We start from the raw sequence: 21,110 nt of genomic DNA, 5'->3' as shown, positions 1-21,110 counted from the left end.
AAATATGGGGACACAATAAGGATATGGATAAAATGGCGCAACTTTGTCAGGAGAGCATGTTCATGTCTCAAACTCCCACCCATGCCTTGCCGTCTTATCTGAATGCCGACGAACTCGGCCCCTGGGGTAATTACCTGCAACAAGTCGACCGGGTCACGCCGTACCTCGGTTCGCTGGCGCGCTGGGTCGAGACCCTGAAGCGTCCGAAGCGCTCGCTGATCGTCGATGTGCCGATCGAGCTGGACAATGGCAGCGTGGCCCACTTCGAGGGTTATCGCGTGCAGCACAACACCTCGCGCGGTCCGGGCAAGGGCGGCGTGCGTTTCCACCAGGACGTGACGCTGTCGGAAGTGATGGCGCTGGCCGCCTGGATGTCGGTCAAGAACGCCGCGGTCAACCTGCCGTACGGCGGCGCCAAGGGCGGCATCCGCGTCGACCCGCGCAAGCTGTCGCAGTCCGAGATCGAGCGCATGACGCGCCGCTACACCTCGGAAATCGGCGTCATCATCGGCCCGTCCAAGGACATTCCCGCCCCTGACGTGAACACCAACGCCCAGACCATGGCCTGGATGATGGACACGTACTCCATGAACGAAGGCTCGACCGCCACCGGCGTCGTGACCGGCAAGCCGATCGCGCTGGGCGGCAGCCTGGGCCGCGTCGAGGCCACCGGTCGCGGCGTGTTCGTGGTCGGCTGCGAAGCCGCGCGCGACCTGAACATCGACGTGTCCAAGGCGCGCGTGGTGGTGCAGGGCTTCGGCAACGTGGGTGGCACTGCCGCCCGCCTGTTCCATGAAGCCGGCGCCAAGGTCATCGCGGCGCAGGACCACACCGGCACGGTGCACAACGCCGCCGGCCTGGACGTCCACAAACTGCTGTCGCACGTGTCGCAGCATGGCGGCGTGGGCGGCTTCTCCGGCGGCCAGGCGATGGACAAGAACGAGTTCTGGACGCTCGAAACCGAATTCCTGATCCCGGCGGCCCTGGAAAGCCAGATCACCGCCGACAACGCCGCCAAGGTGCGCGCCAAGATCGTGGTGGAAGGCGCCAACGGCCCGACCACCCCGGAAGCGGACGACATCCTGTTCGAGCACGGCGTGTACGTGGTGCCGGACGTGCTGGCCAACGCCGGCGGCGTGACGGTGTCGTACTTCGAATGGGTGCAGGACTTCTCCAGCTTCTTCTGGAGCGAGGACGAAATCAACCAGCGCCTGGAACGCATCATGCGCGAGGCCTATGCCTCGATCGCGCTGGTGGCCAAGGAGCACAAGGTGACGCTGCGCACCGCCGCGTTCATCGTGGCTTGCACGCGCATCCTGCAGGCCCGCCAGGTGCGCGGCCTGTACCCGTAAGTCCTTCTGGCGCCGGGCCCGGCCCGGCGCGCGGAGGAGCCGAGGAAGACAGGAAAACCGCCCCGACAGGGGCGGTATCCATTTTGGGCCGCGGAGTTGGCGGGACGCGTTGCTTACGGCGGGATGGCGGCCACCGGCGCCGCCGGTCGGAGCGCGCTGGTCCTCACGACTTCGGCAGCAGTTCCGGCTTGAGGATGCCGCGCAGGTCGGCGTAGGGGATGGTCAGTTCCGGTTCGCCATGCGAGTACGGCGCGATCGAGTAGGCGTCGTACTTGACCACGATGCCGTCGCGCGTGAGCGCGAAGTTGTCGCTGTCCTGGAACGGCCACATCTTGTTGTAGGCGGCCGGGTCGCGCTTGGCGTCCGCATTGCCGGCCAGCCACTTGGCGTGCGCCTGGCGCAAGGCGGCGACGTATTCGGCGCGGCGCCCGGGGATCAGGGCCTCGTCCAGCGCCATGACGCGGCCGCGGCTGCGCTCCCAATTCAGGTACTGGGTGGCGGGAATGCCGTGCGCGGCGCCGGTCAGGAACTGCTCGGTGTGCAGCTCGATCGAGACGATGTCGCCCACGGTGTCCTTGACACTGGCCTTGAAGTAGGTGGCGTCGCGCGGGCGCGCGGTGGACCAGAAATACTGCGTGTATTCCGATAGCGTCTCGTACGGGCCGCGGCGATTGGCGTCGGTGCCCGTCATGTAGGCCAGCACGTGGTCGACCAGCGCGCTCAGTTTCGGGATGCCGGGAAAGGCCACGCTGTCGATCTCGATGCGCGGGCAGTCGCCCTTGCAGTCGGGCTTGTTGGACGCCCACTTGATGCGCTCGGTGGCCAGGTCGCCGATCTTCTCGGGCGTGGCCGTGCCGGCCGTTGGCGAGTCCAGGGTGATGTTGGCGGGGGGCGAACTGCCGCAGCCGGCCAGGGCCAGCAGGACGGCTCCCAGACCCGCGGCGGACAGGCCGCGCGGCTTGCGGGGAAGACGCATTGAACTACCTCCAGAAAACCCGGCCGCGCGCGCGGGCGCGACCGTCCGACTCAAACCCGCGGCGCCTCAGGGGACGACCGCGGTCCATTCGGGCGTGGAGAACTTTTCGGCGGCCTGGGTCTCGGCCTGGGCCAGCGTGGCCGCGCCCAATTGGCCCGGCGTCAGCCGGTGCAGGCTGGCGAAGGTGTCCACCATGCGCTGGATGATGACCTCGCGCGCCAGCCCGGTCTGGGTGCGCAGCGGGTCGACCCGCTTCTTGGCGCTGGTGGTGCCCTTGTCCGACAGTTTCTCGCGCCCGATGCGCAAGACTTCCACCATTTTATCGGCGTCGATGTCGTAGGACATGGTGACGTGGTGCAGCACTGCCCCTGCGCGGCGCGCCTGGGCCGCGCCGCCGATCTTGCCGATGTCCGAGGCGATGTCGTTGAGCGGCTGGTACCAGGCCTTGATGCCCAGCCCCTGCAGCGCTTGTAGTACCCACGCGTCCAGGAAGGCATAGCTTTCCTGGAAGCTCATGCCGTGCACCAGCGCCTGCGGCGCGCTGAGGGAATAGGTGATGCTGTTGCCCGGTTCGATGAACATGGCGCCGCCGCCGCTGACGCGGCGCACCACCTCGATGCCGTGGCGCCGGGCGCCTTCGGGATCGACTTCGTTCTTGAGCGATTGGAAGCGGCCGATCACGACCGCGGGCGCCGACCATTCCCAGATGCGCAGGGTGGGCGGGCGCGTGCCGGCGCCGACCTCATCGGTGATGACGGCGTCCAGCGCCATGTGCAGCGCGGGGCGCTGCGGGGCTTCGTGGATCAGTTGCCAGTCGTAGTCGTTCCAGTCGGTGCGCGTCATGCCAGCGCCCTCCGCAGTACCACCGCCACGGCCTCGGCCGAGAAGCCGAACATTTCGGTGTCGGGCGGCAGCGCCGACTGCACCGCCAGCGCCAGTTCCAGTTCGCCGGCGTCGGCCGGCAGGCCGTTCAGGCCGCGGTTGATGGCTTCCAGCGCCTCGGGCGGTTCCAGGAAGAAATCACCGCTGATGCGGACGTCGGCCAGGCGGCCGTCGCGGACTTCCAGGTCCGCGACCACCAGCTTGCCGCCGGGGACTTTGTATTCGCCGTGCATGGGCGCTCCTTGTGTATCAGGCCTGGCGCCGGGGGCGGCGCTACAGGCTCAGTTTCATGCCGTCATGGCTGGCCACGAAACCCAGGCTTTCGTAGAAGCGGCGGGCGTCGGGCCGGGCGCGGTCGGTGGTCAGCTGCACCATGGCGCATCCCTGCGCGCGGCACTGCTCGATGGCCCACTCGAACATGGCGCGTCCCAGGCCCTGGCCGCGCGCCGACGAGGCGATGCGCACGCTTTCGATCTGTCCGCGCCACTGGCCCAGCCGCGACAGGCCGGGTATGAACGATAACTGCAAACAGCCGATCAGGCGCGCGTCGCGCTCGACCACCGCGAAGTACTGGTTCGGGTCCTGCTCGATGGCGGCAAAAGCCGCAGTGTAGCGGGGGTTGAGCGGAATCGAGGGATCTTCGCGCTTGGCGCCGAGTTCGTCGTCGGCCAGCATGGCCACGATCTCGGGCAGGTCGCCCACGCGCGCGCGGCGGAACCGCAGCGGGGAGTCGGTCATGGCGGCCTCCGCTCAGCGCACGTTCTGGGCGGTCTGGCCGAACAGGATGCGGCGCGATTCCTCGTCGCTGACCGACGGCGCGGTGTTGACCTTGTCGGCCAGCGCATAGGCGCGCTGCACGGCCGGGCGCGCGGCGATGGCGTCGAACCAGCGCTTCAGGTGCGGGAAGTCGTTCAGGTCCTGGCCCTGCTTGGCGTGCGGCACGATCCAGGGGTAGGACGCCATGTCGGCGATGGAGTAGTCGCCGGCGACGAATTCGCGGTCGGCCAGGCGCTTGTTCAGCACGCCGTAGAGGCGGTTGGTTTCCTTGACGTAGCGCTCGATGGCATAGGGGATGCGCTCGGGCGCGTAACCCGAGAAGTGGTGGTTCTGGCCGGCCATGGGGCCCAGGCCGCCCATCTGCCAGAACAGCCATTGCGAGACCTCGGCGCGGCCGCGCAGATCGGCGGGCAGGAAGCGGCCGGTCTTTTCGGCCAGGTACTGCAGGATGGCGCCGGACTCGAACAGCGACAGCGGCGCGCCGCCGTCGGCCGGCTGCTGGTCGACGATGGCGGGAATGCGGTTGTTGGGCGCGATGGCCAGGAATTCGGGCTTGAACTGGTCGCCCTTGCTGATGTTGACCGGGTGGATCTCGTACGGCAGTCCGGCTTCTTCCAGGAAAATCGTGATCTTGTGGCCGTTCGGGGTGGTCCAGTAATAGAGATCGATCATGGGGATTCCTCAGCGTCTTGGCGCCGCCGGCCACTGCCGGCGGATCGGAAGGCCCATGATAGCGGCGCCCCGGGCGCGCGGCCGAATACCCGGGGGCGCGGTGCGGGTTTGGCTCGTGCTTCAGGGTCAGGCCGCGCCGGGCCGCGCGCCGCCGCGCAGGCGCCACTGCCAGTTCAGGCTGACGCCGGCGGCCGCCAGGAAGATCATGGCCACGCCCAGCACCTGGGTGGCGTCCATGCGGTGGCCGTACACCACCAGGTCCAGCAGGATCGCCACGGCCGGGTAGATGAAGCTCAGGGCGGCGGTCGAGGTGGTGGGCAGCTTCTGGATCGCCGAGTACATCAGGATGTACATCAGGCAGGTGTGGACCAGGCCCAGCGCCACCAGGTAGCCCCATTGCAGCGGGGCCGTGGGTAGCGCCTGGAAGTCGGCCATCGGCAGCAGCATCAGCGCGCCCAGCGTCACCTGCACCAGCGCCAGCACCTGCGGCGGGATGCCCTTCAGGCGCTTGACGATGACGGCGGTGATGCCATAGAGCGCCGCCGCGCCCAGCCCCAGCAGCAGGCCCGACAGGTAGGCGCCGCCGCCGCTGTGGTCGGTGAGCTTGAGCACCAGCAGCAGGCCGGCGAAGGCGATCACCGACCACGCCAGCTTGCCGCGGGTGGGGCGTTCGCCCAGGAACAGCGCGCCCAGGCCGATCAGGAAGAAGGGCTGCACGTTGTAGACCGCGGTGGCCAGCGAGATCGAGGCCAGGCGGTAGGCCGAGAACAGCAGCACCCAGTTCAGCACCAGCGCGGCGCCGGCGGCCAGCGCCAGCGCCAGGGTGCGGGCCGTGAACAGGCCGGGCTTGAGCAGGCCACGGGCCCAGCAGTAGAGGAACAGCGACACGGCGCCGAAGACGCAGCGGAAGAACACCACGTTCCAGGCGCTCTGGCCGGATTCCAGGACGAACACGCCCAGGGTGCCGGACAGGGTCATGGCGGCGGCCATCTGGGCCAGGCCAACGCGATCGGATGAGGGGGACATGGAAGGCTCCTGCGGGCCGTTCGGCCCTTGATTCGATGGAGAAATTATCCCAGGCCGATCGGGCTGGTTATATGATGTTGCTGCGGCAGTTTTGCCTTTCAACCTTCGTTCGGGTGGAATTTATGCAGAATGACCTAAAAATTGAAAACCCGGTTCTCGATGGCATCGACCGCCGCCTGGTGGAGATGCTGACGGCCAATGCGCGCACCACCACCGCCGACCTGGCGCGCCAGGTCGGCATGTCCGCGCCGAGCGTGGCCGACCGCCTGCGGCGGCTGGAGGAATCGGGCGTGATCCGCGCCTACACGCTGGACGTGGATCCGGTGGCGCTGGGCTATACGCTCGAAGCGATCGTGCGCATCCGGCCGTTGCCCGGGCAGTTGCGGCGGGTCGAAGGGCTGATCCAGGAGATTCCGGAATTCGTGGCGTGCGACAAGGTCACGGGCGACGACTGCTTCTTCGCGCGCATGGTGCTGCGTTCGATCTCGCACCTGGACGGCATCCTGGAACGCGTGACCGAATTCGCCGAAACCAACACCGCCATCGTCAAGGCGCACACGGTGCGCGGCCGCCTGCCGCCGCTGCGTTGAGCGGCGCGGCGGGATGCGTGCCTGGTTGGGGGAGCAGGGCGGCGGGCGTGACGCTTCAGTGGCCGGCCCCGGACCCGGGATGGCCGGGCGGACGGCAGCCGGCCTCAGGGTGAATCAGGCGGCGGGGACCGCCAGGGCGCGAACGATGTCGTCCTTCAGCCCGGCCGGCGTGTCGGTGGGGGCGTAGCGCTTGATCACCTGGCCGTCGCGGCCCACCAGGAACTTGGTGAAGTTCCACTTGATGCCCTCGGTGCCGAAGACGCCGGGCTTCTCGCCCTTGAGCCAGCGGTACAGCGGGTCGGCGTTGGCGCCGTTGACGTCGATCTTGGCGAACAGCGGGAAGGTGATGTCGTACTGCGTGGTGCAGAAGTCGAGGATCTCGGCCTCGTTGCCGGGCTCCTGGCGGCCGAACTGGTCGCAGGGAAAGCCCAGCACCGTCAGGCCGTCATCGCGCAAGGCGCGGTACAGCTCTTCCAGGCCCGAATACTGCGGCGTGAAGCCGCATTTCGAGGCCACGTTCACCACCAGCAGGACCCGGCCGCGGTAGGCGGCCAGCGGCTGGTCGGCGCCGTGGATGTCGCGGGCCGAAAAATCGTAGATCGTGCTCATGCGGGCTCCCAGGGGTCAGGCGTCGGAACGGGACGAAGCCAGCGCGCCGGCCGGCGGCGTCTGCGTCATCCCGGCGTGGCGCCCATAGTAGCGCGTGCCCCACAGGGTCAGCAGCAACACCGCCGCGGTGATGGCCGCCGACATCCACGGCAGATCGGTCAGCGGCAGGCCGTGGCCCAGCGCCAGGCTGCCCAGCCAGGCGCCGCCGGCGTTGCCCAGGTTGAAGGCGCCCTGGTTCAGCGTCGAGGCCAGGTTGGGGGCCTCGGCCGCCTGGTCCACGATCAGCGTCTGCAGCAGCGGCACCACGGCAAAGCCGAGCGTGCCCCAGATGAAGGTCATCACCAGCATCGGCGCCAGCGCGTGGATGGCCTGGCTGAGCGCCAGGAACACCAGCAGCAGGCCCAGGAAGATGCGGCGCAGCGACACTTCCAGGTTGCGGTCGCCCAGCTTGCCGCCGAGCGTGCTGCCCACCGTGAGCGCGACGCCGAACAGCAGCAGCACGCCGGTCACGCCGCGTTCGGACACGCCGGTGATGTCGCGCAGGATCGGCGCGATGTAGGTCAGCACGCAGAACAGCGCGGCCGAGGCCAGCACGCTGGCCAGCAGCGGCCACAGCACGCGCACGTCGCGCAGCACGCGGAATTCGCGCAGGATGTTGCCGGGTTGCATCGGGATGCGGCCGGGCAGCCAGGCCGCCAGCGCCGCCACCGCGGCCAGGCCGATGGCGCTGACCACCCAGAAGGTCGAGCGCCAGCCCGCCACCTGGCCCAGCGCGGTGCCCAGCGGCACGCCCAGCACGTTGGCCAGCGTCAGGCCGGTGAACATCAGCGCGATGGCGCTGGAGCGCTGGTGGCGCGGCACCAGGTCGGCCGCCACCACCGCGCCGATGCCGAAGAAGGCGCCATGGCAGAAGGCGGTGAAGACGCGCGCGGCCATCAGCGTGCCGTAGCCCGGCGCCAGCGCACAGAGCAGGTTGCCCAGCACGAAGGTGCTGGCCAGGCCGATCAGCGTGGCCTTGCGCGGCAGCCGAGCGGTAATGATGGCCATGATGGGCGCGCCGATCACGACGCCCATGGCGTAGCCGGTGATCAGCAGGCCGGCGATGTCGATGCTGACGTCGAGGTCGGTGGCGACGTTGGGCAACAGCCCCATGATGACGAATTCGCTGGTGCCGATGCCGAAGGCGGCGGCGGCCAGCGCGATGAGATGCAGGGGCATGTAAAACTGGCGAGAGGGCCGGGCGTTCGGGGCCGCGGCGACAGGGAAGGGAGCGCGAATTTTAGAGCAGCCGCGCGCGCGCCGCCGCAAATCCCTGTCGGCGTTACGGGTATGCCCGTGTTGCGATGCTATCCCCGCGCGCCGCGGGGCTATTGCCGTCGCGGCGTGGGCCGCGGCCTATCATGTGCCATCGCAGTCAGCGCAAGCGGCGCAAAGGAGGCCGGCCATGCGGGAAATGATCGATCGTCTGGAAACCATGTTGGCCAAGGGCACCGACAACATGTTGTTGCGATTCTCGCTGGGCAAGGCCTACGCCGAACAGGAGTGCTTTGGCGATGCCGAAACGCACTTACGCGCCTCGCTCGCCTTCGATCCCGCCTATTCGGTGGCCTGGAAGTGGCTGGGCAAGGCCTGCCTGGGGCGGGGTGACAAGGCCGGCGCGCGCGAGGCCTGGGAGGCTGGCCTGAAGGCCGCGCAGGCGCGCGGCGACAAGCAGGTGGAAAAGGAACTGCTGGTGTTCATGAAGCGCCTGGACAAGGACGCGGCCGTCGCCCCATGACACGCCGGTCGGCCCGGCCCGGCGCCGCTCAGGCGTCGGCCGCGGCGTCGACCAGCCATTGCTTCAAGGCCGCCAGCGCCGGCGCCGCGCCCGCCGGCGTGGCGCGCGATTCGATCAGCCCGTAGCTGGAGCCGTCGGGCGTGAAATCCAGCGGCGCCACCAGGCGGCCGCTGCGCAGGTCGTCCAGCGCCAGGATACGCGGACTGAGCGCCACCCCGAGGCCGGCGGCGGCCGCTTCCACCATCAGGAAATGATGATCCAGGCTGCGCGTGGCGCGCGGGGCGGGCCGCCCCGGGGCTTGATTCAGCCAGTCGTCCCAGGCGCGCGGCCGGGTGCGCGAGGACAGCGCCACGTAGTCGCCGGCCTGGAATGCGGGCAACAGCGACGGGGCCATGACCGGACCCATGTTTTCCGCCATCAGCGGCGTGACGATCCAGTCGGGATGCACCGGGAAGTCCAGGCGCCGCAGCGCCAGCGTGGCCTGGTCGCGGGCGAAGTCCAGCGGGCCGCCGCCGACCGACAGGTGCAGTTCGATCTGCGGATGCCGGTCCTGGAATGCCGACAGCCGCGGGATCAGCCAGCGCATGGCCACCGAGCGCTCGCAGGACAGCACCAGCGGCCGCCGCGTATCGCGCGCCTGCAGGGTGTCGATGGTGTCCTGGATCAGCGCCAGCGCGCGCTGCATGGTCGAGGCCAGCAACTGGCCGCCCGCGGTGACGCGCAAGCCGCGGCCGGCGGGTTCCACCAGGGCCAGCCCGAGGTCGTCGGCCAGCTTGGCCACGCGCCGGCTGACCGCGCCGTGGGTCAGCGCCAGTTCGTCGGCGGCCGCGCGCACCGAGCCCAGGCGGGCGACCGCCTCGAAGGCGCGCAGATCGTTCAGGGAGGGGCGGCGGGTCGGCTTCATTGGTGACTTTTAATCACGAATAATCGTCAGAAATGATCGATTTTCCTGGTGGGTGAGATGCATTTTAATCACCAATATGAACTCACCGGAAAACCCTCGCCAGGCGATCGGCATCCTGGCGGATGACCTCACCAGCGCCGCCGATGGCGCCGCGCCATTCCTGCGCGGTTTCGGCGCGGTGCGGGTGCATCGCGGCGTGCCGGGCGACCAGACGCACGCCGTGTTGTCCATCGACACCGGCAGCCGCGCCCGTCCCGAAGCGCAAGCCGGCCGCCTCGTGGCGCAGGCCACCCGGGCGCTGGCGGCGCGCGGCATCCTGTACAAGACCATGGATTCGACGCTCAGGGGCCACGTCCGGACGGAACTGGCGGCGGCCATGCGCGCCAGCGGCCGGCGGCTGCTGGTGGTGGCGCCGGCCTTTGCCGAGGCGGGGCGGGTGACGCGCGGGGGAATCCAGTACGTGCATGGCGTGCCGGTGGATGCCAGCCCCTACGGCGCCGATCCGGTGCATCCGGCGCGCAGCGCGCGCCTGCTCGACCTGATCGACCCGGACCTCGGGCCTGCCTGCGTCATCCCCGAGGACGCCAGCGCGATACAACTGCGCGCGGCGATCGCCACCGCGCGCGTGCTGGTGCTGGACGCCGCTACGCAACAGGCGCTGGATGCGCGGGTGGCACAGCTTTGGGGGCAGGGGTGTTCATGCCTTTGGGCCGGATCGCCCGGCCTGGCGCGGGCATTGGCGGCGCAAAGCGCGGAGGCGCCCATCACCGCCGCCGCCACGGCCCGCCGCGCGACGCGCGTGCTGGTCGTGGTCGGCAGCGCCAACCCGGCCAGCCAGGCGCAGTGCGAGGCCCTGCGGGCGGCCGGCGCGCGCCTGGCGACCCGGGCCGACGAGATCGCGGGTGACGATACGCTGGCCTGCCTGCGCGCACCGCGTTCGCCGCAAGCCGAACCGGCGGTGGTCCTGGCGGCGCTGGTGGCGCAGGCCGGGCGCGCCATGGCGCGGCATCGCTTCGATGGCCTGATCGCAACCGGCGGCGACACGCTGGCCGCGCTGCTCGACGCGCTGGCCATCGACACCCTTACCTTGACCTGTGAACTGGCGCCCGGCTTTCCCGCCGGGACCGCCGTGTGCGCCGGCCAGCCGTTGTCGATCGCCATGAAGGCGGGCGGCTTTGGCGGGCCCGGCGCATTGCGCGATGCCGCCTGGAGACTGCTGTGCCGATGAACCCTGTGACCGCGCGCGCCGGCCTGCCCGCGCCCGCCTTGCCCTTGGCCATCACCATGGGCGATCCCGCCGGCATCGGGCCGGAAATCGTCGCCAGGACCCTGCTGCGGGCGCGCTACGCGCAATGCTGCGTCGTCGTCGGCGATGCCGGCGTGATGGCGCGCGCGCTGGCGCCGCTGGGCGCGGCCGCCCGCCTGCGGGTGGTGGAAGACGTGGCCGGGATCCGGGCCGGATGGGAGGCCGGCGAGATCCGCCTGTTGCCATCGTCGCGCATGCCGGCGCCGCCGCCATTCGGGCGGATCGACGCGGCCGCCGGCCAGGCGGCATACCAGGCCATCTGCCTGGCCATCGACCTGGCGCGCCAGGGCCGGGTGGCGGGCATGGTCACGGCGCCCGTGCACAAGGAAGCGCTGGCCGCGGCCGGCGTGCCGTACCCCGGCCACACCGAGATCCTGGCCGAACGCGGCGGCGCCGCGCGCGTGGCGATGATGCTGGCCAATGGGGCCATCGCCACGGTGCTGGTCACCATCCATTGCTCGCTGCGCCAGGCCATCGAGCGCGCCGATTTCGACGCGCAACTGTCGGCGATCCGGCTGGCGCACCAGGGCGGCCGCGCGCTGGGCGCCGCCGCGCCGCGGGTGGCGGTGGCCGGGCTGAACCCGCATGCCGGCGAAGGCGGCCTGTTCGGCGACGAGGAACAACGCATCATCGCCCCGGCCATTGCCGCCGCGCGCCGGGAAGGCATCGATGCCAGCGGCCCGTGGCCGGGCGACACGGTCTTCATGCAGGCGCGCCAGGGCCGTTTCGACGTGGTGGTGGCGCAGTACCACGACCAGGGCCTGATCCCGGTCAAGTACCTGGGCCTGGAACAGGGCGTGAACATCACGCTGGGCCTGCCCTTTGTCCGCACCAGTCCCGACCACGGCACGGCGTTCGACATCGCCGGCCAGGGCATCGCCGATCCCGCCAGCCTGCAGACCGCCATCGACCATGCCTTGCGGCTGGCCGCCAACCCGCCGGACGCCGCCGCGTCCGGCCACCGCGCGTAAGCGCCCCGACCTATGATCGAACCCATTGCCCCTGGCGCGACCCGCATGCCCGCCGACTTCATCTTCATGCTGACCCGCAACGACCGCACCATCGACGCGGCCGATGCCTGCCTGGACATCGCGCTGGCCAGCGGCGTGCGCCACCTCGGCTTCAAGGACATCGGCCAGCCGCTGGCCGTGCTGGGACGCCTGCGGCGCGCCATCCACGCGGCGGGCGCGCGTTGCTATCTGGAGGTGGTCTCGCAGGACCGCGAGAGCGAACTGGCGTCGGTGCGCGCCGCGCTGGAACTCGACGTGGACTGCCTGTTGGGCGGCACGCATGTGGATGACGCGCTGGCGCTGCTGGCCGGCTCGCGCATCCGCTATTACCCGTTTCCGGGACGCGTCCATGGCCATCCCAGCATCCTGGGCGGCACACGCGGGCAGATCGCGCACAGCGCGCGGCAACTGGCCGCCAAGCCCGGCGTGCACGGCCTGGATCTGCTGGCCTACCGTGCCGATGTCGACGTGCCGGCGCTGATGCGGGAAGTGTGCGGCGTGGCGCGGCCGGTGATCGTGGCGGGCTCGCTCGATACGCCGGCCCGCATCCAGGCGGCCTGCCGTGCGGGAGCGGCCGGTTTCACGGTCGGCACGGCCGCGCTGGACGGCCGCTTTGCCGCCGCGCAGGCGGGCCTGGCGGGCCAGCTTGCGGCGATCCAGGCCGCCGCCGCGGCGGCCTGAAGCCGCGCGCCGCGCGTCACTGGGCGCGCCGTTCCAGCAACGGCTGCGCCGGCCGCGACGCGGGCAGCAACGCCGCCGCCGGCGCCGCGGCGCGCTTGGGCAGCACGGTCTGCGCGCCGGCAATGCGGAACACCTCGATGGCGTGGCGCAGTTGCGCGCCGCGCGTGCGCAGGTTGTCCACCGCCCGGCTGGCCTGTTCCACGCGCGCCGCGTTGCTCTGCGCGGCGCTGTCGGTTTCCGAGATGGTGCGGCTGACGTTGTCGATGCCGGTGTGCTGCTCGTTGGAGGTGGCCGCGATCTCGTTGACGATCTGGGTCACCTGCTGCACCGAACCGACGATGTCGAGCATGGCCTCGCCGGCGCGCTCGACGTGGCGCACGCCGTCCTCGACCTTGTGATTGGAGGCCTCGATCAGCTCCTTGATCTCGCGCGCGGCGGTGGCGCTTTTCTGCGCCAGGCTGCGCACCTCGGCGGCCACCACCGCGAAGCCCTTGCCGGCCTCGCCGGCGCGGGCCGCCTCGACCGCGGCATTGAGCGCCAGGATGTTGGTCTGGAAGGCGATGCCGTCGATGATGCCGACGATCTCGCTGATGCGCGCGGTGCTCTGCACGATGCCCTGCATCGCCCGCACCGCGTCGTCGACCACCTGGCCGCCGCGCCGGGCCACGTCCGAGGCCTGGTTGGCCATCTGGTCGGCCCCGTGCGCGTTGGTGGCGGTCTGCTTCACGGTCGAGGCCAACTGCTCCATGCTGGCCGCGGCTTCCTCCAGCGAGGCCGCCTGGCGTTGCGTATGGGCCGACAGGTCCGCATTGCCGTCGGCGATCTCGGCGGCCGAGGTGAGCGCGCTCTCGATGCCGTTGTGCACGTCGCGCGTGATGCTCACCAGGCTCTTGCGCATCACTTCCAGCGAGAACTTCAGCGCGCCGATCTCGTCGCGGATGCTGGCCGGCGGCAAGGGCGTGCTGAGATTGCCGGCGGCGATCTGGCGCGTGAAATCGGTGGCGGTGACCAGCAGCCCGGAAATCGAGCGGGCAAAGCCCCAGCCCGAAGCGAAGATCAGGATCACGCCGGTCGCCAGCATGGCCGCCGCCAGGGCGATTTCCTCGGTGCTCATGCGGTCCAGCATGCCATACAGCGCCACGCCGGCCGCGCCCAGGAACAGCGTGCTGGCCAGCACGGCCCAGGCCAGCATGCGCGAGCGCACGCCGGTCAGGCGCCACAGCTTCAGGCGTGCCAGCACGCCGCGCAGGCCGGTCGGCTTGACCTGGCCGCGGCTGAGGCGGAAGCCGCGCGCGCTGCCGTCGCGCAGGCTGCGGTAGGCGGCGTCGGCGGCCTCGATCTGCGCGCGGGTCGGCTTGACCCGCACCGAGGCATAACAGACCGTCTCGCCGCGTTCGATGATGGGCGTGACGTTGGCCAGCACCCAGTAGTAGCCGCCGTCCTTGCGGCGGTTCTTGACCACGCCGGTCCAGGATTCGCCGCGCTGGATGGTGCGCCACAGGTCCTCGAAGGCCGCTTCGGGCATGTCGGGATGGCGCACGATGTTGTGGGCCGCGCCCACCAGTTCTTCGCGCGCGAAGCCGCTGACTTCCACGAACGCCGGGTTGGCGTAGATGATGCGGCCGCGGGCGTCGGTGCGCGATATCAGGTACTGCTCGTCGTGTAGCGTGTATTCCTTGTCGTAGACCGGCTGGTTATTGCGCATGCGTCATTCGTCCTGTGATGGGCGGGGCGTGTTGCTGCCGGATCATCGGGGACGGACGATATCGCTGGGTTGATCTACGTCAAAACATTCTGAAACTATACGAAACGTAAATGAGCGCAAGCCGGGGCGGCCATGATGTGATGGACGATTTTGGCCGCCGCTCAGGCCTTGGGCAGGTTGCCGAAGGCCTCCAGCGCGCGCAGCCGGCTTTGGGGCAGGTCGACGATCGGCGCGGGATAGCCGGCCGCCGCGCGCTCCATCGGGCTGGGATCGTGGATGGCGTTGTCGTCCAGGTGCGCCAGCTCGGGCAGCCATTCGCGCAGGAATACGCCGCGCGGATCGAACTTGCGCGATTGCGACAGCGGGTTGAAGACGCGGAAGTAGGGCACTGAATCGGCGCCGGTCGAGGCGCTCCATTGCCAGCCGCCGTTGTTGGCCGCCAGGTCGCCGTCGACCAGGTGCGCCATGAACCACGCTTCGCCCAGGCGCCAGTCGATCAACAGGTTCTTGGTGAGGAACATGGCCGTCACCATGCGCAGCCGATTGTGCATCCAGCCCAGCGCCAGCAACTGGCGCATGGCGGCGTCGACGATCGGCAGGCCGGTGCGGCCCTGCTGCCAGGCGCGCAGGTCGTCGGGCGCGTCGCGCCACGGCACGGCCGCGGTTTCCGGCTTCATGGGCTGGTGCATCGACAGCGCTGGACACGCCGCCAGCAGGTGCTGGTAGAACTCGCGCCACAGCAGTTCGTTGATCCAGGTGGCCGCGCCCGCCTTGCCGCTTTCGAGTTCGCCCTGGTTGGCGGCCAGCGCGGCGCGCAGCGCCTGGCCCGGCGACAGCACGCCGGCCGCCAGATAGGGCGACAGGCAACTGGTGGCCGGCAGGCTGGGGAAGTCGCGCTCGTCGCGATAGGCGTCGATGACGCCGTCGGCAAAGGCGTCCAGGCGCGCGCCCGCCGCGCTCTCGCCGGCAGGCCACAGCGCGCGGATGGCGTCGCTGGCGGGCGCATAGCCTTCGAAGGCCTCGGGCAGCGGGTCGGCGGCCCAGGCCGGGGCCGCCTGCGGCCGGGGCGCCGGCAGCGCGCGCGGCGGCGCGCTGCGCAGGCGTTCACGGCAGGCGCGCGCATAGGGGGTGTAGACGCGGTAGCAATCGCCCTTGCCGGTGACCACGGTGCCGGGACGCAGCAGCGATGCGCCATGGTGCAGGGTCCAGTCGATGCCGGCCTCGGCCAGGCGGCAGGCCACCGCGTCGTCGCGGCGCCGTTCGTTCACGGCCCATTCGGTGTTGGCGTGGACCGCCGTGATCCCATGTTCGCGGCAGAACCGCGGCAGCGCATCGGGCACCTGGTCCCAGGTATCCACGGTCAGCAGCTTCAGGGGAATGCCGAGCCGGGCCAGGTCGCGCGACAGCGTGCGCAGGTTGCGCAGCCAGAAGTCGACCTTGGCCGGGGCGTCGCCATGCAGGCGCCACTGGCCCGGCGCGGCAATGAACAGGGCGGTGGCGGTGCCTTCAGCGGCCGCGGCCGCCAGGGCGGGGTTGTCGTGCAGGCGCAGGTCGGTGCGCAGCCAGATCAGGGTATGCATGCGGGCGGTGGGTCCGGAAAGAGCGGGCGGGAGGCGCGCGGCGAGGCTGGCATTCTATCCCGCGGACCCAGGCCGTCCCGGGCCGCGCCGCACACCTTGTAAAAACTACGAGTAGATGTGACGAACCGCGGCGCCGTGGACCGGCCGATGGAGACGGCGTCCCACAGCCAAAGCTCGCCGGATCGGGCGCGGCGGGCGGTCAAACCATGAAACACGCTGGCGCTTTCCCTGTATTGACGCCGTCGTCACGGCCGCCATGTAATTCATCTGACGATCAAACAAAAAAATGACGATATGGGACATTTGATGGATCTCCGCCCGTCCTTCCTCAAAGGACGCACACCCGCCGCCAGGACGTCGCGCGATGTCCTGCAACAATTGTGGCGCTCGCTTGACCTGCCCGACGAAGCGCTCGAGCACGTGGTGTTGACCGGCGCGGATCCGGTGTTGCCGTCTTCGTTCGCGGTGGGCACCGCGGCCCAGGCCAGCATGGCCGCGGCGGCGCTGGCGGCGGCGGAAATCTGGCATCTGCGCGGCGGCGAACGCCAGCAGGTCGGTGTCGACACGCTGCATGCGGCGCAGGAATGCCGCAGCCATTTCACCATCAACGGCGTCGCGCCCGACCCGCGCGACCCCATCACCGGGGCCTATCGCTGCGGCGACGGCGGCTGGGTGCGCATCCACGCCAATTTCCCGCATCACCGCGATGGCGCCCTGGCGCTGCTGGGCTGTCCCACCGGCGACGGCGCGACCCGCGAGGCGGTCGAGCAGGCGTTGGCACGCTGGCGCGCGCTGGATTTCGAACAGGTGGCCGCGGATGCCGGCATGGTGGTCGCCGCCATGCGCAGCTTCGATGAATGGGACCGCCATCCGCAAGGCCAGGCCATCGCGGCGCAGCCGTTGCTGACGATCGAGCGCATCGGCGAAGCCGACCCGCGGCCGCTGCCCAAGTACGGGCACGATGCGCGTCCGCTCAAGGACATCCGCGTGCTGGACCTGACCCGCATCATCGCCGGGCCGGTGTGCGGCCGGGCGCTGGCGGCCTATGGCGCCGACGTGATGCTGGTGAACTCGCCGCATCTGCCCAACATCGCCAACCTCATCGACACCAGCCGCGGCAAGCTGTCGGTGCAGGCCGACCTGGATACCGCCGATGGCCGCATCGCGCTGGCCAACCTGCTGCGCAGCGCGCACGTGTTCGTGCAGGGCTACCGCCCCGGAGGCATGGCGGCGCTCGGCTTCGGCCCCCAGGACGCGGCGCGTTTGCGCCCCGGCATCGTGTACGTATCGTTGTCCGCCTATGGCGCCGTCGGCCCCTGGGCCAACCGCCGCGGCTTCGATTCATTGGTGCAGACCGCCGCCGGCTTCAACCAGGCCGAAGCGGCCGCCGCCGGACAGGAGGCGCCCAAGCCTTTGCCGATGCAGATCCTGGACCATGCCTCGGGCTACCTGATGGCTTTCGGCGCGCAGGTGGCGCTGGCGCGCCAGGCCACCGAGGGCGGCAGCTGGCATGTGCGGGTGTCGCTGGCCCAGACCGCGCACTGGCTGCGCACGCTCGGCCGCGTCGACGGCGGCCTGTCCTGTCCGATGCCGGGCTTCGCCGGCCTGCTCGAAACCGAGCCGTCGGGCTTCGGCGAGCTGGTGGCGTTGCGCCATGCGGCGCAGTTCTCCCAGACGCCGGCGCGCTGGACCCGGCCTTCGAGTCCGCCGGGCACGCATCCGACCGTGTGGCCGTTCAACTGAGTCGGAGCAGGGTTTAGCGCGCGGTCGGCGGCCGTTCCCTGCCGGGCGTCGCTGCGGGTCAGCGGATACTTGCCGGGCAGCCGAACGTGCTCCCCGGTGCGGCCGCCGCGTTCAGCCAATCACTTGCGGCCGGCCTTCCATTCGCGCAGCGCGCGCATGGTGTTGCTGACGTGGGCTTCGGGATTCATGTTGGTGTATTCGTACAGGATCCTGCCATCCGGCGTGATCACGTAGGACACGCGCTGCGCGCGGTCGGGGCGGGCGTCGAGCACGGCATCGTAGGACTTCATGATCTTGCCGTCGCCATCGGCGGCCACCGCGAACTTGCTGCGGCATTCGCTGACCGAGAACTTGTTCAGGGTGTCGATATCGTCGGCCGAGACGCCGATGACGGTGGCGCCCAGCGACTTGTATTCGTCGGTGGCCTCGGCGAAATCGTGGGCCTCGATGGTGCAGCCGGCCGTGAACGCGGCGGGGTAGAAATACAGCACCACGGGGCCTTGCTTGAGCGCCTCGGCCAGCTTGAAGGTGAACACGTTGCCGCCGAGCGAAGCCTGGGCGCTGAAGTCGGGCGCGGGCGCGCCGACGTCGAGGGCGGCGTGGGCGGCGGGGCCGGCCAGCAGGCCGCAGGCGAGGAACAGGGGGGCAAGGCGCTTCATGGGATCTCCGGGTATCGGGTGGCCGCGGGCCGCGTGGACATCGACGGGGCCGGGCCTTACCACTGTAGCCGCGCCGTGCGCCGGAATCCAGTCCGGCGGGCGGCGCGGCGCATCGTCGCGGTCAATCTCGGCCCCTTTCACGTGATGGGCCGCCGCGATCACCCCCGCCGCGATCACCCCCGCTGCGTTGCGCTTCCTGGCCGCCGGCCGCGCGGCCGCCGCCATGTTGCGGGTTGCCCTGGGGCCGGGCCTCCGGGCGATTGGCGGGCGCCGCGCGATGTTCGCGTGGCGCGCCCTGCGCCAGGTTGTCGGGCGCCGGACCGGGGCGCGAAGCTTGCTGCGGGCGCGCCTGGGGCTGGGCCTGCTGCGGTCGGGCCTGTGGCTGGTTGGGCGACTGCGATGGCCGCGACTGTGGCTGGCCGGGCGACTGCGATTGCGGCGGGCGCGACTGCGATTGACCGGGCGCCTGGGCGGCCGGCGGGCCGCCGCGATTGAACTCGGGGCGCGCACCGCCGGGCGTGGCACCGGCCGGCCCCTTGTCCGGACCGTTGCCTGGTCGATTGGCCGGACCGCTCCCGGGCCCATTCCCAGGCGTCTTTCCCGGGCCATTTCCCAGGTTATTCCCCGGGCCGGCGCCGGGGCGCGCGGCCGCGGGAGAACCGCCACGGCCGGGCGCATGGTCGATGAAGGCTTGCGGCGGACGGCCCTGGTTGTGGTCGAAGAACTGCGCGCGGTTGCCGCCCGCCTCGCGCGCAAAGCCGCGTTGCACATCGGTGGGCGGATGGTGGGGTTCGTTGCGCGCGGCGACCTCGCGCGGGTCGGCGCGCCGCTGGATGCCGGCGGGGCCGCCGTTGTAGCTGATACGGCGATTGTCGACGTTGTTGACCACCACGGTGTGGTTGTACACGTTGGTCACGCGCGTGACGTTCACGTTGGTCACGGCGCGGTTGTAGAAGAAGCGGTCACGATTCCAGTAGCCACCGACGTAGCCGATGCCGATGTAGCCGAAGCCGTAGTTGATGCCGCCGTAAAAGCCGATATGCGGTCCCCAATAGCCGGCATGCCAGAGATAGACGCCGTCCACGAAACCCCAATAGCCCGGGGTCCACAGCGCGCCGGTGTAGGGCGCCAGCACCCACGCGCCCGGCACCCAGAAATAGCCGTAGCGGTTCAGGCTCCAGTATCCCGGCACCCACATATAGCCATCGCCGGGGGCGGGCGGCTGGGTATAGACGGGCAGGGGCGGCGGCGGTTGCGGACTGCGGTCGAGCGGCGCGAGGTTGGCGTTGGCGGGATCGCCGTTGTCATAGGCGGGCGCGGCCGGGGCGGGCGGTGGCGCGTAGGTCTGCGCCGCCGCGCCGGCACAGGCCGTCATCAGCAGAACGGCGGCCAGCGGACGCGGTCGGAGAATCCGGGAAGTGGCATTCATGGCATGTCCTTTACGCGGCGGCAGGGCCGGCATCAGTAGCCGTGGTAATAGCCGCCGTGATAGTAATAATGCGGCGCCGGGTAATAGTAGTAGGCCGGAGCCGGCCGGTAATAGGCCGGACGGGCCGGCACCACCACGCAACCGGTAAGGGCGCTGGCCATGGCCAGCATCAGCAAAATGGTTTTCTTCATGGTCGGATCTCCTGCCGAGCAACGGGGCGTGTGCCACGCCCTTTGTGGGCTCGTAGGGATTAGGCCATGGTCTGCGGGTGCGAGTTCGGGACTGTAATGGTTCCGAAACAGCTTTCAGGTGACGGATGTTTGCGCGGGCGTGACCGTTGATGTCGTTCGTAGCAATTGTTCCGGCGCGACCGTGGCCGGCGCCGCCGGCCCGGCCCTCCGGACCATGAAAAAAGGCTGCCTTGCGGCAGCCTTCCGGATTGGCGCGGGGGGTGGAACGGTCAGTTCCAGCGGCCGCCGTTGCCGGCCAGGCTGAAGCGCCCGGCGCCCATGAAGGCAATGGCCAGTGCCGAGAACAGGAACATGCCTTGCAGTTCCAGCGCCCAGCCGCCGTTGTTGGTCAGGCTGCCGATCTGGCCGGTGTGCGCCAGCAGGATGGCGACCAGCATGTTGATGGCGATGATCAGGCCGCCCAGGCGGGTGTAGACGCCGATGATCAGCAGCACGGGCGCGATGATTTCGCCGATGTAGACGCCGTAGGCCAGGAAGCCGGGCAGGCCGTGCGAGGACAGCATGCCGGCGATGCCGCCGACGCCGCCGCCGGTGATCTTGAACAGGCCGTGGAGCAGAATCAGAATGCCGAGGGTCAGGCGCAAAACCAGCTTGCCGGTGTCGTCGGATTTGATCATTGTGGATTTCTCTTTTGGTGGTTGAGAGGATGCGATGCGCCGGTTTGAGCGCACGCCGAGCCTATGGTTCCCGTTCCCGCGCCAAGTGGCGCAAGGTGGGCCATTATTGCAAATCCGGAAGATGACCATCAAGCTTTTGCCCCGGACGGGCAGGCCGGCGCATGTTGCCGCGCCGTCGGGGCCTATATACTCTCGCGCTATGTTTCACGTCCAAGATTCTCTCTATATCGACGAGCGCGAGATCGAGTTCTCCATGATCCGGGCGCAGGGCGCGGGCGGGCAGAACGTCAACAAGGTGTCGAGCGCCGTGCATCTGCGGTTCGACGTGCGGGCGTCGTCGCTGCCCGCCGAGATCCAGGAGGCGCTCTGCGCGATGAACGACCATCGCATCTCCAAGGAGGGGGTGATCGTCATCAAGTCGCAGTCGTTTCGCAGCCAGGACAAGAACCGGGCCGAGGCGATCGAGCGGCTGGTGAACATGGTGCGGGCCGCGGCGAAAGTGGAGAAACCGCGGCGGGCGACCAAGCCCACGCGGGCCTCGCAGCGGCGGCGGGTGCAGCGCAA

23 protein-coding genes are annotated in these 21,110 nt (G+C 69.8%); 8 read left to right on the top strand and 15 right to left on the bottom strand.

Annotation, left to right across the window (positions count from 1 at the left end):
• Positions 1-62: 62 nt before the first annotated feature.
• A complete protein-coding gene (locus tag DK459_RS28250; RefSeq protein WP_006385312.1) occupies positions 63-1,352 on the top strand; it encodes a Glu/Leu/Phe/Val dehydrogenase in 1,290 nt (429 codons plus the stop codon).
• Positions 1,353-1,515: 163 nt separating this feature from the next.
• Here the strand turns inward: DK459_RS28250 and DK459_RS28245 are convergent, their stop codons facing one another.
• The 6 genes from DK459_RS28245 to DK459_RS28220 all read right to left on the bottom strand — a co-directional run bounded on the left by DK459_RS28245 (position 1,516) and on the right by DK459_RS28220 (position 5,685).
• Complete coding sequence (locus tag DK459_RS28245; RefSeq protein WP_110135208.1) at positions 1,516-2,328, bottom strand: RsiV family protein; 813 nt, start codon at positions 2,326-2,328, stop codon at positions 1,516-1,518.
• 66 nt (positions 2,329-2,394) lie between these two features.
• Complete coding sequence (locus tag DK459_RS28240) at positions 2,395-3,171, bottom strand: biotin/lipoate A/B protein ligase family protein (RefSeq protein WP_020927403.1); 777 nt, start codon at positions 3,169-3,171, stop codon at positions 2,395-2,397.
• Positions 3,168-3,443, bottom strand: a complete 276-nt coding sequence (locus DK459_RS28235; RefSeq protein ID WP_006385315.1) for a lipoate protein ligase C-terminal domain-containing protein — start codon at positions 3,441-3,443, stop codon at positions 3,168-3,170. Before DK459_RS28235 ends, DK459_RS28240 begins: the two co-directional genes overlap by 4 nt.
• 40 nt (positions 3,444-3,483) lie before the next feature.
• Positions 3,484-3,948, bottom strand: a complete 465-nt coding sequence (locus DK459_RS28230; protein ID WP_006385316.1) for a GNAT family N-acetyltransferase — start codon at positions 3,946-3,948, stop codon at positions 3,484-3,486.
• A gap of 12 nt (positions 3,949-3,960) precedes the next feature.
• Entirely contained in the window at positions 3,961-4,659 is a 699-nt protein-coding gene (locus DK459_RS28225; protein ID WP_026384946.1) for a glutathione S-transferase N-terminal domain-containing protein, read from the bottom strand.
• A gap of 126 nt (positions 4,660-4,785) precedes the next feature.
• Positions 4,786-5,685: a DMT family transporter gene (locus tag DK459_RS28220; RefSeq protein ID WP_024068671.1), complete on the bottom strand. Its 900-nt coding sequence runs from the start codon at positions 5,683-5,685 to the stop codon at positions 4,786-4,788.
• Positions 5,686-5,807: 122 nt separating this feature from the next.
• On the opposite strand from DK459_RS28220, the gene DK459_RS28215 reads away from it, so the two are divergent.
• Positions 5,808-6,275: an Lrp/AsnC family transcriptional regulator gene (locus DK459_RS28215; RefSeq protein ID WP_006385319.1), complete on the top strand. Its 468-nt coding sequence runs from the start codon at positions 5,808-5,810 to the stop codon at positions 6,273-6,275.
• 114 nt (positions 6,276-6,389) lie between these two features.
• Here the strand turns inward: DK459_RS28215 and DK459_RS28210 are convergent, their stop codons facing one another.
• Positions 6,390-6,884, bottom strand: a complete 495-nt coding sequence (locus DK459_RS28210) for a glutathione peroxidase (RefSeq protein ID WP_006385320.1) — start codon at positions 6,882-6,884, stop codon at positions 6,390-6,392.
• Positions 6,885-6,899: 15 nt separating this feature from the next.
• Positions 6,900-8,102 (bottom strand): MFS transporter, encoded by a 1,203-nt coding sequence (locus DK459_RS28205; protein WP_024068672.1) that lies wholly within the window; start codon positions 8,100-8,102, stop codon positions 6,900-6,902.
• A 226-nt stretch (positions 8,103-8,328) separates the two neighbouring features.
• Here DK459_RS28205 and DK459_RS28200 point away from each other — a divergent pair, with 226 nt between their 5' ends.
• Positions 8,329-8,661: a hypothetical protein gene (locus DK459_RS28200; RefSeq protein WP_020927408.1), complete on the top strand. Its 333-nt coding sequence runs from the start codon at positions 8,329-8,331 to the stop codon at positions 8,659-8,661.
• A 28-nt stretch (positions 8,662-8,689) separates the two neighbouring features.
• Here DK459_RS28200 and DK459_RS28195 read toward each other — a convergent pair whose 3' ends face one another.
• A complete protein-coding gene (locus DK459_RS28195) occupies positions 8,690-9,565 on the bottom strand; it encodes a LysR substrate-binding domain-containing protein (RefSeq protein WP_024068673.1) in 876 nt (291 codons plus the stop codon).
• A 76-nt stretch (positions 9,566-9,641) separates the two neighbouring features.
• On the opposite strand from DK459_RS28195, the gene DK459_RS28190 reads away from it, so the two are divergent.
• Genes DK459_RS28190 through DK459_RS28180 form a run of 3 tightly spaced genes read left to right on the top strand, consistent with a single transcriptional unit; the run spans position 9,642 to position 12,562 of the window.
• Positions 9,642-10,793, top strand: a complete 1,152-nt coding sequence (locus tag DK459_RS28190) for a four-carbon acid sugar kinase family protein (RefSeq protein WP_054447650.1) — start codon at positions 9,642-9,644, stop codon at positions 10,791-10,793.
• Entirely contained in the window at positions 10,790-11,842 is a 1,053-nt protein-coding gene (gene pdxA / locus DK459_RS28185; RefSeq protein WP_108913945.1) for a 4-hydroxythreonine-4-phosphate dehydrogenase PdxA, read from the top strand. Before DK459_RS28190 ends, pdxA begins: the two co-directional genes overlap by 4 nt.
• A 12-nt stretch (positions 11,843-11,854) precedes the next feature.
• The gene (locus DK459_RS28180; protein ID WP_024068676.1) at positions 11,855-12,562 is read left to right on the top strand and encodes a 4-hydroxythreonine-4-phosphate dehydrogenase; all 708 of its coding nucleotides are present in this window, start codon (positions 11,855-11,857) and stop codon (positions 12,560-12,562) included.
• Between the two features lie 16 nt (positions 12,563-12,578).
• Here the strand turns inward: DK459_RS28180 and DK459_RS28175 are convergent, their stop codons facing one another.
• Together DK459_RS28175 and phrB are read right to left on the bottom strand one after the other, a co-directional pair.
• Positions 12,579-14,267 (bottom strand): PAS domain-containing methyl-accepting chemotaxis protein, encoded by a 1,689-nt coding sequence (locus DK459_RS28175; RefSeq protein ID WP_054443468.1) that lies wholly within the window; start codon positions 14,265-14,267, stop codon positions 12,579-12,581.
• A 161-nt stretch (positions 14,268-14,428) separates the two neighbouring features.
• On the bottom strand, positions 14,429-15,847 hold the full coding sequence (phrB, locus tag DK459_RS28170; protein ID WP_020927414.1) for a deoxyribodipyrimidine photo-lyase: 1,419 nt from the start codon (positions 15,845-15,847) through the stop codon (positions 14,429-14,431).
• A 294-nt stretch (positions 15,848-16,141) separates the two neighbouring features.
• On the opposite strand from phrB, the gene DK459_RS28165 reads away from it, so the two are divergent.
• Entirely contained in the window at positions 16,142-17,590 is a 1,449-nt protein-coding gene (locus DK459_RS28165) for a CoA transferase (protein WP_110135207.1), read from the top strand.
• Between the two features lie 119 nt (positions 17,591-17,709).
• Here DK459_RS28165 and DK459_RS28160 read toward each other — a convergent pair whose 3' ends face one another.
• The 4 genes from DK459_RS28160 to DK459_RS28150 all read right to left on the bottom strand — a co-directional run bounded on the left by DK459_RS28160 (position 17,710) and on the right by DK459_RS28150 (position 20,546).
• On the bottom strand, positions 17,710-18,249 hold the full coding sequence (locus tag DK459_RS28160; RefSeq protein ID WP_020927416.1) for a peroxiredoxin: 540 nt from the start codon (positions 18,247-18,249) through the stop codon (positions 17,710-17,712).
• 121 nt (positions 18,250-18,370) lie between these two features.
• Complete coding sequence (locus DK459_RS28155; protein ID WP_110135206.1) at positions 18,371-19,678, bottom strand: YXWGXW repeat-containing protein; 1,308 nt, start codon at positions 19,676-19,678, stop codon at positions 18,371-18,373.
• Positions 19,679-19,710: 32 nt separating this feature from the next.
• A complete protein-coding gene (locus DK459_RS30880) occupies positions 19,711-19,869 on the bottom strand; it encodes a hypothetical protein (protein ID WP_006385045.1) in 159 nt (52 codons plus the stop codon).
• Positions 19,870-20,138: 269 nt separating this feature from the next.
• Complete coding sequence (locus DK459_RS28150; RefSeq protein WP_006385046.1) at positions 20,139-20,546, bottom strand: DoxX family protein; 408 nt, start codon at positions 20,544-20,546, stop codon at positions 20,139-20,141.
• Between the two features lie 199 nt (positions 20,547-20,745).
• Between DK459_RS28150 and arfB the strand changes: the two genes are divergently transcribed.
• Positions 20,746-21,110 (top strand): alternative ribosome rescue aminoacyl-tRNA hydrolase ArfB (gene arfB, locus DK459_RS28145; RefSeq protein ID WP_233256883.1); only part of this gene is annotated, 365 nt, incomplete at its 3' end.

Source organism: Achromobacter sp. RW408, assembly GCF_003184165.1.
Classification (GTDB): Bacteria; Pseudomonadota; Gammaproteobacteria; order Burkholderiales; family Burkholderiaceae_B; genus Achromobacter; species Achromobacter xylosoxidans.
The sequence above is the reverse complement of the archived record's forward strand: the minus strand, read 5'-3'. Positions and strand labels throughout refer to the sequence as shown.

Bases quoted from the DNA above. Each gene is read 5' to 3' on its own strand.
- DK459_RS28190 (WP_054447650.1), top strand. From the start codon at position 9,642: ATGAACTCACCGGAAAACCCTCGCCAGGCGATCGGCATCCTGGCGGAT.
- DK459_RS28210 (WP_006385320.1), bottom strand. From the start codon at position 6,884: ATGAGCACGATCTACGATTTTTCGGCCCGCGACATCCACGGCGCCGAC.
- DK459_RS28220 (WP_024068671.1), bottom strand. From the start codon at position 5,685: ATGTCCCCCTCATCCGATCGCGTTGGCCTGGCCCAGATGGCCGCCGCC.
- DK459_RS28205 (WP_024068672.1), bottom strand. From the start codon at position 8,102: ATGCCCCTGCATCTCATCGCGCTGGCCGCCGCCGCCTTCGGCATCGGC.
- pdxA (WP_108913945.1), top strand. From the start codon at position 10,790: ATGAACCCTGTGACCGCGCGCGCCGGCCTGCCCGCGCCCGCCTTGCCC.
- DK459_RS28250 (WP_006385312.1), top strand. From the start codon at position 63: ATGTCTCAAACTCCCACCCATGCCTTGCCGTCTTATCTGAATGCCGAC.
- DK459_RS28165 (WP_110135207.1), top strand. From the start codon at position 16,142: ATGGGACATTTGATGGATCTCCGCCCGTCCTTCCTCAAAGGACGCACA.
- DK459_RS28245 (WP_110135208.1), bottom strand. From the start codon at position 2,328: ATGCGTCTTCCCCGCAAGCCGCGCGGCCTGTCCGCCGCGGGTCTGGGA.
- DK459_RS28225 (WP_026384946.1), bottom strand. From the start codon at position 4,659: ATGATCGATCTCTATTACTGGACCACCCCGAACGGCCACAAGATCACG.
- DK459_RS28195 (WP_024068673.1), bottom strand. From the start codon at position 9,565: ATGAAGCCGACCCGCCGCCCCTCCCTGAACGATCTGCGCGCCTTCGAG.
- DK459_RS28155 (WP_110135206.1), bottom strand. From the start codon at position 19,678: ATGAATGCCACTTCCCGGATTCTCCGACCGCGTCCGCTGGCCGCCGTT.
- DK459_RS28235 (WP_006385315.1), bottom strand. From the start codon at position 3,443: ATGCACGGCGAATACAAAGTCCCCGGCGGCAAGCTGGTGGTCGCGGAC.
- phrB (WP_020927414.1), bottom strand. From the start codon at position 15,847: ATGCATACCCTGATCTGGCTGCGCACCGACCTGCGCCTGCACGACAAC.
- DK459_RS28230 (WP_006385316.1), bottom strand. From the start codon at position 3,948: ATGACCGACTCCCCGCTGCGGTTCCGCCGCGCGCGCGTGGGCGACCTG.
- DK459_RS30880 (WP_006385045.1), bottom strand. From the start codon at position 19,869: ATGAAGAAAACCATTTTGCTGATGCTGGCCATGGCCAGCGCCCTTACC.
- DK459_RS28150 (WP_006385046.1), bottom strand. From the start codon at position 20,546: ATGATCAAATCCGACGACACCGGCAAGCTGGTTTTGCGCCTGACCCTC.
- DK459_RS28160 (WP_020927416.1), bottom strand. From the start codon at position 18,249: ATGAAGCGCCTTGCCCCCCTGTTCCTCGCCTGCGGCCTGCTGGCCGGC.
- DK459_RS28240 (WP_020927403.1), bottom strand. From the start codon at position 3,171: ATGACGCGCACCGACTGGAACGACTACGACTGGCAACTGATCCACGAA.
- DK459_RS28180 (WP_024068676.1), top strand. From the start codon at position 11,855: ATGATCGAACCCATTGCCCCTGGCGCGACCCGCATGCCCGCCGACTTC.
- DK459_RS28215 (WP_006385319.1), top strand. From the start codon at position 5,808: ATGCAGAATGACCTAAAAATTGAAAACCCGGTTCTCGATGGCATCGAC.
- DK459_RS28200 (WP_020927408.1), top strand. From the start codon at position 8,329: ATGCGGGAAATGATCGATCGTCTGGAAACCATGTTGGCCAAGGGCACC.
- DK459_RS28175 (WP_054443468.1), bottom strand. From the start codon at position 14,267: ATGCGCAATAACCAGCCGGTCTACGACAAGGAATACACGCTACACGAC.